The 12135-nt window shown below is 73.0% G+C and carries 12 protein-coding genes; 4 read left to right on the top strand and 8 right to left on the bottom strand.

Going from position 1 to position 12135, the window contains the following annotated elements:
• Window positions 1–193: 193 nt before the first annotated feature.
• The 4 genes from ACOJTC_RS22250 to ACOJTC_RS22235 are packed head-to-tail and all read right to left on the bottom strand — an operon-like array spanning window position 194 to window position 3741.
• A complete protein-coding gene (locus ACOJTC_RS22250) occupies window positions 194–2125 on the bottom strand; it encodes an NADH-quinone oxidoreductase subunit L (protein ID WP_420118336.1) in 1932 nt (643 codons plus the stop codon).
• On the bottom strand, window positions 2122–2502 hold the full coding sequence (gene nuoK, locus ACOJTC_RS22245; RefSeq protein ID WP_420118335.1) for an NADH-quinone oxidoreductase subunit NuoK: 381 nt from the start codon (window positions 2500–2502) through the stop codon (window positions 2122–2124). Before nuoK ends, ACOJTC_RS22250 begins: the two co-directional genes overlap by 4 nt.
• Window positions 2503–2557: 55 nt before the next feature.
• A complete protein-coding gene (locus tag ACOJTC_RS22240) occupies window positions 2558–3100 on the bottom strand; it encodes an NADH-quinone oxidoreductase subunit J (protein WP_420118334.1) in 543 nt (180 codons plus the stop codon).
• The gene (locus tag ACOJTC_RS22235; protein WP_420118333.1) at window positions 3097–3741 is read right to left on the bottom strand and encodes a NuoI/complex I 23 kDa subunit family protein; all 645 of its coding nucleotides are present in this window, start codon (window positions 3739–3741) and stop codon (window positions 3097–3099) included. The genes ACOJTC_RS22240 and ACOJTC_RS22235 overlap by 4 nt, the downstream gene beginning before the upstream one ends.
• A 130-nt stretch (window positions 3742–3871) precedes the next feature.
• Here ACOJTC_RS22235 and ACOJTC_RS22230 point away from each other — a divergent pair, with 130 nt between their 5' ends.
• Window positions 3872–4447 (top strand): Uma2 family endonuclease, encoded by a 576-nt coding sequence (locus tag ACOJTC_RS22230; protein ID WP_420118332.1) that lies wholly within the window; start codon window positions 3872–3874, stop codon window positions 4445–4447.
• Here ACOJTC_RS22230 and ACOJTC_RS22225 read toward each other — a convergent pair.
• Window positions 4428–4850 carry an ester cyclase gene (locus ACOJTC_RS22225; protein ID WP_420118331.1) on the bottom strand — a complete coding sequence of 141 codons (423 nt, stop codon included), beginning with the start codon at window positions 4848–4850 and terminating at the stop codon, window positions 4428–4430. The two genes, ACOJTC_RS22230 and ACOJTC_RS22225, sit on opposite strands and share 20 nt — an antisense overlap.
• 125 nt (window positions 4851–4975) lie before the next feature.
• Between ACOJTC_RS22225 and ACOJTC_RS22220 the strand changes: the two genes are divergently transcribed.
• Window positions 4976–6022, top strand: coding sequence for a glutathione S-transferase family protein (locus ACOJTC_RS22220; protein ID WP_420118330.1), 1047 nt, complete (start codon window positions 4976–4978; stop codon window positions 6020–6022).
• 292 nt (window positions 6023–6314) lie between these two features.
• Window positions 6315–7631 carry a S8 family peptidase gene (locus ACOJTC_RS22215; RefSeq protein WP_420118329.1) on the top strand — a complete coding sequence of 439 codons (1317 nt, stop codon included), beginning with the start codon at window positions 6315–6317 and terminating at the stop codon, window positions 7629–7631.
• Window positions 7632–7682: 51 nt separating this feature from the next.
• Here ACOJTC_RS22215 and ACOJTC_RS22210 read toward each other — a convergent pair whose 3' ends face one another.
• Window positions 7683–8648 (bottom strand): complex I subunit 1/NuoH family protein, encoded by a 966-nt coding sequence (locus ACOJTC_RS22210; protein WP_420118328.1) that lies wholly within the window; start codon window positions 8646–8648, stop codon window positions 7683–7685.
• Window positions 8648–9412, bottom strand: a complete 765-nt coding sequence (locus ACOJTC_RS22205) for an NADH-quinone oxidoreductase subunit C (RefSeq protein ID WP_420118327.1) — start codon at window positions 9410–9412, stop codon at window positions 8648–8650. Before ACOJTC_RS22205 ends, ACOJTC_RS22210 begins: the two co-directional genes overlap by 1 nt.
• A gap of 221 nt (window positions 9413–9633) precedes the next feature.
• Between ACOJTC_RS22205 and ACOJTC_RS22200 the strand changes: the two genes are divergently transcribed.
• Window positions 9634–10680 carry a glucose 1-dehydrogenase gene (locus ACOJTC_RS22200; protein WP_420118326.1) on the top strand — a complete coding sequence of 349 codons (1047 nt, stop codon included), beginning with the start codon at window positions 9634–9636 and terminating at the stop codon, window positions 10678–10680.
• A gap of 16 nt (window positions 10681–10696) precedes the next feature.
• Here the strand turns inward: ACOJTC_RS22200 and ACOJTC_RS22195 are convergent, their stop codons facing one another.
• The gene (locus ACOJTC_RS22195; RefSeq protein WP_420118325.1) at window positions 10697–12013 is read right to left on the bottom strand and encodes a DUF2252 domain-containing protein; all 1317 of its coding nucleotides are present in this window, start codon (window positions 12011–12013) and stop codon (window positions 10697–10699) included.
• Between the last annotated feature and the right edge of the window lie 122 nt (window positions 12014–12135).

Here is a 12135-nt window from a genome sequence, read left to right as displayed (position 1 = left end):
CGTCCCGACCAGGGTCAGGCCGGCGACCGCCGTGCCCAAAGCCCGGGCCGCCCGCTCACCGGGCAGCACGGCGACCAGCGCCGCCCCCACCGCCGGCAGCACCAGCACCGCGACCAGCAACACCTGCCCCACACTCACTGGACTGACCTTCCGTTCGCGACTGCGGGGCTCCGCTGCGCTGCACTCCTCGCGCTCATGAGGAGACTCCGATCAGGGCGGCGGCGAGGCCGATCAGCAGGGCACCGGCCAGCACCGCCGCCGTCGCGCGGGGCAGCGCCGCCCGGTGCAGCGCGGCCAGCCCGGCACCGAGCGTGGACGCTCCCCGGCCGATCCCCTCCACCAGGCCGTCCACCCCGACCTCGTCACCGGTACGGGTCACCCGGGCGAGCGCCGTCGTGGGGCGTACCACGAGGGTGTGTTGCAGGTCGTCGAGGCGGAAGGCACGGGCGAACACCGGCCGCAGCGGACCCAGCACGCGGGCCGGATCGGCGGCCGGGTCCCGCCGCCAGCCGGCCCAGGCCAGCCCCGCCCCGGCCAGCAGCAGCACCAGCGGCAGCAGCACCGCCGGGCCGAGGTGGACGAGAACCTGGTCCCCGGGCGCGAGGGTGGGCACCGTCGGGAAGAAGAGCCGGTGCCAGAACCACCTGGTGAAGCCGGCCAGGCCGAGCAGCGCGGCCGGGACGGCCAGCAGCAGCACCGGCCAACGCATCAGAGCCGGGGGGTCGTGCGGGTGCAGCAGCGGCAGCCGGGGCTCGCCGAAGAAGGCGCGCAGCAGCAGCCGGGTGGCGTACGCGGCGGTGAGCAGCACCCCGAGCAGCCCGGCCAGCCAGACCAGCCAACCGACCCAGGCCGGGGCGGGGCCGGTGCCGTCGAACGCGGCGGCCTCGGCGGCGGCGAGCACACCGTCCTTGCTCCAGAACCCGGACAGCGGCGGCACGCCGGCCAGCGCACCGAGGCCGATCAGGGTGCACCAGAAGGTGACAGGCATGCTGCGGCGCAGCCCACCCATCCGGGACAGCAGGGTGGTGCCGACGGCGTGGATCACCGCACCGGCGGCGAGGAACAGCAGCGCCTTGAACGCGGCGTGGGTGAGCAGGTGGAACAGCGCGGCGGCCGGGGCACCGACGGCGAGCGCGCCGGTCATGTAGCCGAGCTGGGAGACCGTCGACCAGGCGAGCACCCGCTTCAGGTCGTCCTGCGCGGTGGCGGCGAGCGCACCGAGCAGCAGGGTGATCGAGGCGAGCACGCCGAGCACCGCCAGCGCCACCGGGGCCCGGGTGAACAGCGGGTAGAGCCGGGTCACCGCGTACACCCCGGCGGCGACCATGGTCGCGGCGTGGATCAGCGCGGAGATCGGCGTCGGGCCGGCCATCGCGTCCGGCAACCAGGTGTGCAGCGGGAACTGGGCGCTCTTGCCGGCCACCCCGGCGAGCAGCAGCAGGCAGGCGGCGGTCAGGGTGCCGGTGGAGTGGTCGTGGGCGAGCACGTCGGCGATCCGGAAACTGCCGGCGGAGACGCCGAGCAGCGCGATGCCGAGCAGGAACCCGACGTCACCCACCCGGGTGACCAGGAACGCCTTCATCGCGGCGGCGGGCGCCTCGGGCAGCCGTCGGTCGTGGGCGATCAGCAGGTACGAGCAGAGGCCCATCACCTCCCAGCCGACCAGCAGCAGGATCAGGTCGCCGCTGACCACCACCAGCAGCATCGCGGCGGTGAACAGGCTGATCTGCGCGGCGTAGGGCGGATAGCGGTGGTCCACCTCGACGTCGTCGTGCGGGCCGCGCCGCAGGTAGGCCACCGAATAGACCTGCACCGCCAGCGCCACCGCCGCCACGGCGACGGCGACCAGCGCGGCGACGCCGTCCAGCCGTACCCCGAGGGTGACCCGCAGCCCGCCGAGGTCGATCCAGGTGGCGCTGGTCTCCACCGGGTCGCCGACCCGTACCAGCAGCAGCACCGCGACCAGCAGCGCGCCGGCCGCGCCGGCCACCCCGAGGCCGATCGCCGCCCGCCGGGCCGCGCCCTCCCCGGTGGTCGCGCCCTGCGGTGCCGGCGGCAGCAGCAACCCGAGCAACCCGGCGACCAGGGGTACGACCGGCAGCGCCGCCCCGAGCAGCCCGGTCACCGCCCGGCCTCCGCGCGTACGCCGGCCGCCCCGGCCGCGACGTCACCGGCCGAACCGGCGCGGTCCCCGGCCGGCTCGGAAAGCGGCACGTCGTCGACGGTGACGCTGGCCCGCAGCCGGTAGAGCTGGAGCACGATGGCCAGCCCGACACCGATCTCGGCGGCGGCCAGGACGATCACGAACAGCGCGAAGACCTGCCCGGAGTGCGGCAGCACCGCCCGCACGGTGGTGTCGGCGGTGACCAGGATCAGGTTGACCGCGTTGAGCATCAACTCCACCGCCATCAGCACCAGCACCGCGTTGCGTCGCCGCAGCACGCCGTAGACGCCCAGGCCGAACAGCAGCGCGGCCGTGACGTACGGGATGACCGGCCTCACCGGATGACCTCTGTTCGCGACTGCGGGGCTCGCAAACCCGGCTCACTCCTCGCGCTCACCGGATGACCTCGGTGCGCGACGACGACGCGGCGGCGTCGGGGCGGCGGCCGATGTCCGGGCGGGACAGGATGACCGCGCCGACCAGGGCGGCCAGCAGCAGCACCGACAGCACCTCGAACGGCAGTACCCAGGAGCGGAACACCTGCTCGCCGATGCCCTCGGCGGTGCCCGCCGCCGGCAGCTCCACCGTCGACCAGCGGAACGCGTCGACCAGCAGCGCGGTCAGGCCCAGCCCGGTGCCCGCACCGATCAGCGCGGCCGGCCAGCCCGGCCGGTCCAGGTCGTCGGACGCCCCGATCGGGGCCCGGGTCAGCATCACCGCGAACAGCAGCAGCACCACCACCGCGCCCACGTAGATCAGCACCTGCACCCAGGCGACCAGTTCGGCGGTGAGTACCAGGTAGTCGCCGGCCAGCGCGCCCAGGCAGAGCACCAGGTAGAGGCCGGCCCGGACCAGGTGTTTCGTGGCGACCACCAGCACCCCCGACCCGACCGCCACCGCGCCCAGGGCGAGCAGCAGCACGTCCGCACCGGTCACCGGGGAGCACCTCCGTCATCGGCGGGGCCGGGCTCGGGGACGACCGGTCCGACGCCGGGAGCAGGCGGGGTGGCGGGGCCGGGCTCGGGGCGTACCACGGTGGGGCGGGCGGCGGAGCTGGTCGGGGCGGCGGCCTTGCGCGCGGCGGTGGTCTCCTCCTTGGCCGGCTCACCGTGAGGGTCGTGCGCGGGCGGCGGCGGCACCGTGGCCATCCACTGGCCGAGGTGGTCCCGGTCGTGCAGCAGGTCCTTGATGTCGTACTCGGCGTACTCGAACTCGGGCGACCAGTAGAGGGCGTCGAACGGACAGACCTCGATGCAGATGCCGCAGTACATGCAGAGCGAGAAGTCGATGTCGAACTTGTCGAGGACGTTGCGCTGGCGGGGGCGGGCCGCGCCGGCCACCGCCACCTCCTCCTTGTGCGAGTCGATGTAGATGCACCAGTCGGGGCACTCGCGGGCGCAGAGCATGCAGACCGTGCAGTTCTCGGTCAGCAGCGCGATCACGCCCCGGGAGCGGGGCGGTAACTCGGGGGCGACGTCGGGGTACTGCTGGGTGTGCGACCGGCGGGTCATCGTCTTCAACGTGACCGCCAGCCCCTTCACCAGCCCGCCGCCGGTGCCCCCGCCGTGCTCGCTCACCGTGTCGCCCCGATTCGCTCGCTCATGGGGTCATCCTGCCCTGTGGCCACGGCGTGCGCGACCACCACCCGGCGTTTGCCGGCGTTACCCTCACGGGTGGGGAGAACGACGCACCGGGAAGGACCGACCGATGACCGCCGCGCTGCAGAACGACCATCCGCCGGAGGGCGGCTGGACGACTGACGATCTGGACGCGCTGCCCGAGGACGGCCGCCGCCGCGAACTTCTCGATGGAGTGCTGATCGTGTCCCCCTCCCCCACCCGTGTCCACCAGACCATCGCCGGCCGCCTGATGGTCGCGCTCGAAGAGGACTGCCCCGACGACTACGACGTGACCCAGGCCGTTGAGGTGCGGATCAACCGGACCCGCTCGTTCATCCCCGACGTGCTGGTGACCACGTCCACCGCCGCCGCCCGCGAGCCGTCCCGGTACGAGCCGCACGAGGTGGTGCTGGCTGTCGAGATCGTCTCCCCCAGCACCCGCTCCATCGACCGGGTGCTCAAGCCGACCCTCTACGCGCAGGCCGGCATCCCGTTCTACTGGCGGATCGAGGTGGAGGACGACGGCCTGGTCGTGCACACCTACAGGATCGACGCGGTGAACGAGGTCTACGTGGAGACCGGGCGGTGGACGAAGTTCGTCGACACCGGTGAGCCGTTCCCGGTGAACCTGTCGGTCGCCCGGATCACGCCCCGGCGTCGGTGAGCGGCGGCAGCATCTCCACACCCAACTGTTGCAGCAGTTGGAACAGCTCGTTGACGCTCCACACGTCGACGATCCGCCCGGCGGCGTCGAAGCGCAGGAACGTCGCCCCGGAGTAGCTGACCACCTGCCCGGTCGGCGGCACCGGGCCGAACTGTCCCGCCTGGGTGCCGGCGGCCCGCCAGCGCAGCGCCACCCGGTCCCCGGTCGCCACCACGTCCACCAGCTTGTAGCGCAGGTCGGGAAAGGCGGCCCGGCGGTCCCGGTGCCAGGCCAGCACCGCGGCCGGGCCGGTGCCGCCGAGCCCCGGGCACTCCTCGGCGACCAGTTCGTCGGCCGACTCCTCGCGGCCGGCGTTCCACACGTCGGCCACGAAGCGTCGGGCCGCCGCCTCCACGTCGATCATGCGGGCAGCCTAGGCCCGCCGGGTCGGGGCCGGCCGGTCGAGGTGGGTGTCGACCCCGGGCGTTACCGTGCCGCCGGCAGCCGGACCCGCCATGATGGGAGCCGAAGCGGACGAAAGGCGACACGATGGCGGAGAGCAACGGCACGACGGCGACCCAGAGCGGCGGCAAGTACGTCGAGCCGGGCGGTGAGTTCACCCGGGACCAGCGCTACATCGCCACCCGGATCACCGTGGACGGGCGGGACGGCTACCCGGTCGAGCCCGGCCGCTACCGCCTGGTCGTCAGCCGGGCCTGCCCGTGGGCCAACCGCATGATCATCGTACGGCGGCTGCTCGGGCTGGAGGAGGCGCTGCCGATGGCGGTGGCCGGGCCCACCCACGACGCCCGGAGCTGGACGTTCGACCTGGACCCGGACGGGCGCGACCCGGTGCTCGGCATCGAACGGCTGGCCGAGGCGTTCTTCGCCCGCTACCCCGACTACGACCGGGGGATCACCGTGCCGGCGATCGTCGACGTGCCGACGGGGCAGGTGGTCACCAACGACTACGCGCAGATGACCCTGGACCTGTCCACCCAGTGGACGGCGTACCACCGCGAGGGCGCCCCGCAGCTCTACCCCGAGGCGCTGCGTGCCGAGATCGACGAGGTGAACGCGGTGGTGTTCGCCGACGTCAACAACGGGGTGTACCGGTGCGGCTTCGCCGGCTCGCAGGAGGCGTACGAGAAGGCGTACCGGTGGCTGTTCGACCGGCTGGACTGGCTCAGCGACCGGCTCGCCAACCAGCGTTACCTGGTCGGTGACACCATCACCGAGGCCGACGTGCGGCTGTTCACCACGCTGGTCCGCTTCGACCCGGTCTACCACGGCCACTTCAAGTGCAACCGGCAGAAGCTGAGCGAGATGCCGGTGCTGTGGGCGTACGCGCGGGACCTGTTCGCCACCCCCGGGTTCGGCGACACCATCGACTTCGACCACATCAAGCGGCACTACTACGAGGTGCACCGGGACATCAACCCGACCGGGGTGGTGCCGCTCGGCCCGGACCTGGTCAACTGGCTCAGCCCGCACGGGCGGGAGGCGCTCGGCGGCCGGCCGTTCGGCGACGGTACGCCCCCGCCGCCCCCGCTGCCGGCCGAGCAGGTGCCGGCGGAGCACACCCCGATCGGCTGAACCACCACCGACCACGCGCCCCCGCCCGGACCACCGGGCGGGGGCGCGCTGCCGTCGCCCCACCTGAACGCGAGCCACTGCGGCCGGGCGGTCACCGGGCCACCGCCGTTCCGGCCGGTCGCCGGACCACAGTCGAATCCGGACACTGAGAGCTGTCGCACATTCACCTTCAGTGCCCAAGAGTTAACACGATGGTCAATATGACCTGTTCGACTAGGGGATGTCCGTCGCCGCGATTCCCGTCGACGGGCTACCAGTCCACTACGGACTCCCCTTCGAGGAGGATCTAGCCTTGCGCAAGCTGGGTAGCAGGACCGCACGTCTGGGCGTACTCGCCGGTGTTCTCGCCGGCGCGCTCGCCACCACCACCAACGCCGCCGTCGCGGCACCGGCCACCCCCGGCCCGGGGCGGGCCGCGCCCGCGCCGCTGCTGGCCGGCAGCGCGCAAGCCGCGCCGGACCGGTACATCGTCGTCCTCTCCGACAAGCCGGTCAGCGGCGAGCGCACCGCCCGCCTCGCCCGCACCGACCAGTCGGCCGCCGTCGCCGAGCGGGCCGGCGGCACCGTGCTGAACCGCTACACCCAGGTCCTCGACGGGTACGCCGCCGTGCTGCCGCCGGCCGCCCTCGCCGCCGTCCGCAACGACCCGGCCGTGCAGTACGTCGAGCGGGACACCCGGATCGAGGGCGGGCTGACCAGCACCACCCCGGACCGGACCGGACCGACGACGGCCCGCGCCGAGCGGGCCCAGGCCGGCGGCGTGTCCATCCAGGCCGTGCAGAGCAACCCGCCGTCGTGGGGCCTGGACCGCATCGACCAGCGCAACCTGCCGCTGAGCAACAGCTTCGGATACACCTCGACCGGTTCCGGGGTGACCGCGTACATCGTCGACTCCGGTATCCGGGCCACCCACGTCGACTTCGGCACCCGGGCCGCCGGGGTCTACGACGCGGTCGGTGACGGCAACGGCACCAACGACTGCCACGGCCACGGCACGCACGTCGCCGGCACCATCGGCGGCACCACCTACGGGGTCGCCAAGTCGGTGACGCTGCGGGCGGTCCGGGTGCTCCAGTGCGACAACTCCGGGTGGAGCACCGACCTGATCGAGGGCGTCGACTGGCTGGCCACCAACCACGCGGCCGTCTCGGTGGCGAACTTCAGCCTCCAGGGCTACGGCACCTCGGCGAACACCTCGATCGAGAACCTGATCGACCACGGCGTGTACCCGGTGTTCATCGCCAACAACTTCAACACCGACGCCTGCACCAACGGCCCCCGGTCCAGCCGGGGCATCACCGTCGCGGCGACCGACATCAACGACAACCGGGCCTCGTTCTCCAGCTACGGGACCTGCGTCGACATCTTCGCCCCGGGGGTGGACATCACCTCCGCCGGCATCGCCTCGAACACCGCCGTGGCCAGCGGCTGGTCCGGCACCTCGATGGCGGCCCCGCACGTCACCGGCTGGCTGGCCCGCTACCGGCAGACCAACCCGTCGGCGACCCTCGCCACCGCCAAGAGCGCGCTGATCAGCGCCGCCACCACCGGCAAGGTCGTCAACCCGGGGGTCGGTTCCCCGAACCGCCTGCTCTACGCCGCGCCGTGAGCGCGCCGGAGGGGCCCCGGACAGTGTCCCGGGGCCCCTCCGGGCCGACGCTCAGTTCAGGGTGAGGCGTACGGCGGTGGTGAGGACCAGTTGGGCCAGTGCGGCCGGCACCAGGACCAGCCAGCACAGCCGCTGGAGCTGGTCCTCCCGCAGCCGGGGGAACGACACCCGCAGCCAGATGATCACGAACGAGACGGCGAAGACCTTCAGCAGGGTCCACAGCCACCCGAGCTGTGCGTCGGCGAACGGGCCCTGCCAGCCGCCGAGGAACAGCACGGTGGTCAGCGCGGCGATCACCACGATCCCGACGTACTCGGCGAGCAGGAAGAACGCGAACCGCAACCCGGTGTACTCGGTCATGTAGCCGAACACCAGTTCCGAGTCGGCAACCGGCATGTCGAACGGGGGCCGTCGGATCTCGGCCAGCCCGGCCACGAAGAACACGATCATGGCGGGGGCCTGCCAGAGCAGCCACCACGGCTGCCACGCCTCGACGATCCCGCCGAGACTCAGCGTCCCGGCCGCCACCGCCACCGAGGCGGCGGCCAGCACCAGCGGCAGCTCGTAGCCGAGTAGCTGGGCCGCCCCGCGCAGCCCACCGAGCAGGCTGTACTTGTTGGCCGAGGCCCACGCCGACATCAGCACCGCCACCACGCCGACCCCGACCACCGCCAGGACGAAGAACAGGCCGATGTCCAGCGGCTGCCCGACCAGGTCGTCCGGGCCGAGCGGGATCACCAGCAGCACCAGCAGGTAGGGCACCAGGGCCACCACCGGCGCCAGCCGGAACACCGCCCGGTCCGCCTCGCGCGGAGTGATGTCCTCCTTCTGGACGAACTTGATCCCGTCGGCGACGAGCTGCGCCCAGCCGTGGAAGCCACCGGCGTACATCGGACCGAGCCGGCCCTGCATGTGCGCCATCACCTTGTGCTCGGCCTGACCGACGATCAGCGGCAGGGTCAGGAACGCCAGCAGCACCCCGCCGATCCGGATCACCAGCTCCAACCAGGTCGGCATCAGGCCGTACCCCCCTCGTCGCCACCCTGGTCACCGCGGGCCTGGCCGTCGGCGACCGCCGGGGGGTCGCCGGCCGCGCCGGGGCGGGGGGTACGCGGCGGACGGGCCCCCGCGGCGGGCCGGGCCGGCCGCTCCCGGGGCGCGCGGGCCGGAGCGCCCTCACCCACCGTCGCCGGGCCGGCCGGGGCCGGCACCACGCCCCACTCCCCCGGGGCGGGCACCCCGGGCGGGCGGACCGCCCGACGACCGCCACCGGCCTCGGACTCGCCCGGTTCCTTCGCCCCCGGCCACGGTTTGGCCACCCGGGAGGCGAGCACGAACTCCTTGCGCAGCGGATGCCCCTCGAACTCGGGCGGCAGCAGCAGCGGGGCCAGATCCCGGTGGCCGGTGAAGTCGACACCGAACATCTCGTGGGTCTCCCGCTCGTGCCAGGCCGCGCCCGGGAACACATCGACCACCGACGCCACCGTCGGCGACTGTCTCGGCACCCGGGTCCGCAGCAGCACGCCGTGCCGGTGCCGGGTCGACCACAGGTGCACCACCACGTCGAAGCCGGCGGCCAACTCGTCGACGGCGGAGAGCCAGTCGAAGAAGTCGCAGGCCAGCTCGGCGTCGTCGCGCACCGCGCGGAGCGTGTCCGCCCAGGCCACCGGGGGTACGTCGACGGTGGCCCGGGCGTGGGCCTGCCCGCCGGACACCGACGCGGTCGCCTCGACCGGCGTGAGCAGCGCGACCACCCGCCGACCGACCTCTTCCGGAGTCATGCGGTTGATCCTATGGCCGCCGCCCCGACGCCGGGCCCGCCCGCCCGGTCGTACGCGCCCGGCGGACACCAGGATGAGGTGAACGGACGACCCCCCGCCGCATCTTCCGACTGTTCCGGCGGGCGTCGTCCGGCGGGCCCGGCGGGCTCGTCCGGCGGGGCGGGGGCGGGCATCTGGCACTTTGGCCGGCGGGGCGGGGCGGGGCGGGGAAAGATGGGGCCGTGCGCGCTGTGACGGTGACTCCCGGGGTCCGCGACTCGCTGCGGCTGGTGCAGGACTGGCCGGAGCCGCCGGCCGAGGAGGGGGCCATCCTGGTCGAGGCGGTCGCCGTCGGCATCTGCGGCACCGACCAGGAGATCATCGCCGGGGACTACGGGGAGGCCCCGCCCGGCCAGCGGGAACTGGTGCTCGGCCACGAGTCCCTCGGCCGGGTGCTGGAGGACCCGTCCGGCACCCTGCAACCCGGCGACCTGGTGGCCGGCATCGTCCGCCACCCCGACCCGGTGCCCTGCCCGAACTGCGCCGTCGACGAGTGGGACATGTGCCGCAACGGGCGGTACACCGAGCACGGGATCAAGGGGCTGACCGGCTTCGCCCGGGAACGGTGGCGGGTACAGCCGAAGTTCGCCGTCGGGCTCGACCCCGTCCTCGCCCCGGTCGGCATGCTGCTCGAACCGGCGAGCGTGGTGGCGAAGGCGTGGGACCACATCGCGCAGATCGGCACCCGGGCGGAGTGGAAACCACAGACCGTGCTGGTCACCGGGGCCGGGCCGATCGGGCTGCTGGCGGCCCTGCTGGCCGTCCAGCGTGGCCTGTCGGTGCACGTGCTGGACCGCAACACCACCGGTCCCAAGCCGGACCTGGTCCGGGCGCTCGGGGCGACGTACCACACGGTGCCGGTCGACGAGCTGGACTTCGAGCCGGACGTCGTGGTCGAGTGCACCGGCGCGCCGACCGTGGTGCTGGAGACCATGTGCAAGGTCGGCCCCGCCGGGATCGTCTGCCTGACCGGGGTGTCCAGCGGGGGGCGGACCATCGACTTCGACGCCGGGGCGCTCAACCGGGCGTTGGTGCTGGAGAACAACGTGGTGTTCGGCTCCGTCAACGCCAACCGGCGGCACTGGGACCTGGCCGCCCGGGCGCTCGCCCAGGCCGACCAGTCGTGGTTGAAAGCGCTGATCACCCGCCGGGTGCCGGTGTCGGCGTACGCACAGGCGTACGCCCACGCCGACGACGACATCAAGGTGGTGCTGGAGTTCGGGGTGTGACGCCCGACGGGCCGGCTCAGATGCCGGGCAGCCGGCCGTTGCGGAACAGATCCACGAAGAGCTGGTGGTCGGTGCGGGCCCGGACGCCGTACGCGTGGGCGAACTCGACCAGGTGCCCGACGAAGCCGTCGGTGTCGTCGCCGATCGCGGCGACGATCGCCTCCTCGGTCGAGTAGTCGACCAGGTCGTGGCTGGACTCGTCGTCGGCGACCGAGTGCATCCGGGCCACCGCCCGACCCAGGTCGGCGAGCACCCCGGCCAGCTCGTCCGGCTCGTTGACGTCCGACCAGTCCAGGTCGGCGGCGTACGGGGAGACCTCGGCGACGAGCTGACCGGCCCCGTCCAGCTCGGTGAAGCCCAGCCACGGGTCGGCGTGCGCCTGCAACGCCCGCTGCGACTCGGCCGTGCGGTGCCCCTGGTGCCGGAAGTAGCCCCGGACCCGCTCGTCGTCGATGTGCCGGGCCACCGCCGGCACCTGCGCCTGCTTCATGTAGATGACGACGTCGTTCTCCAACGCCTCGGTGTGCCCCTCCAGCAGCAGGTTGTACGACGGCAGCCCGGCCGAGCCGATGCCCACCCCCTTGCGCAGCACCACGTCCTTGATCTGGGTGGCGACCGGTCGCAGCCGGGCCGTCGAGGGGGGCAGGGTGTCCAGGTACCCGGTGAACGCGGCGCAGACCTTCTTGCGGGTCTCCGCGTCGATCTCGAACACCCCGTCGCCGAGGGAGAACCGCCGCTCGTAGTTGTCGACGGTGGTCTGCGCGGCCAGCAGGTCGACCCGGGTGTTCAGCCGGGCCTCCTGGAGCACCCGGCGCAGCACCCCGTCGGCGTTGTCCAGGGTGATCGAGCCGATCGCGTCGTCCCCACCGGCGGCGATGGCCCGCAGCTCGGTCAGGTACGACTGTGCGAAGCCGGTGACCAGCTCGCCGATCGCCCGGTCGGACAGGGCCTTGGCGTAGCCGATCAGGGCCACGCTGGCGGCGAGCCGCTTGAGGTCCCAGGAGAACGGCCCGACGTACGCCTCGTCGAAGTCGTTGACGTTGAACACCAGGTGCCCGGAGGCGTTCATGTACGTGCCGAAGTTCTCGGCGTGCAGGTCGCCGTGGATCCACACCCGGCTGGTCTGCTCGTCGAGGAACGCGTCGTCGGCGAAGTCACCGCGCTGGTCGGCGTAGAACAACGAGGCGCTGCCCCGGTAGAAGGCGAACGGGGAGGCGGCCATCTTGCGGAACTTCCGGCGGAACGCCGCCGGGTCGAGCGCCATCGACGCGCCGAACTCCTCGGTCAACACGTCGACGATGAAAGCGGACCGTCGGTCCACGGAGTCGGTCATGTCCCGCACGCTAACCCCCACCCGCCACCTCTCCTCTGAGCCGTCCGCCCACCCGGCGCTCCCCCGCCAACCCCGCCCCTCCTCACCCCGCCCTCTCTCACCCCGTCTCGCCCCCTCTCGCC

The organism is Micromonospora sp. (assembly GCF_048594385.1).
GTDB classification, from domain to species: Bacteria; Actinomycetota; Actinomycetes; order Mycobacteriales; family Micromonosporaceae; genus Micromonospora; species Micromonospora wenchangensis.
Note: the sequence above shows the minus strand (reverse complement) of the source record. Positions and strands in the feature narration are given on the sequence as shown.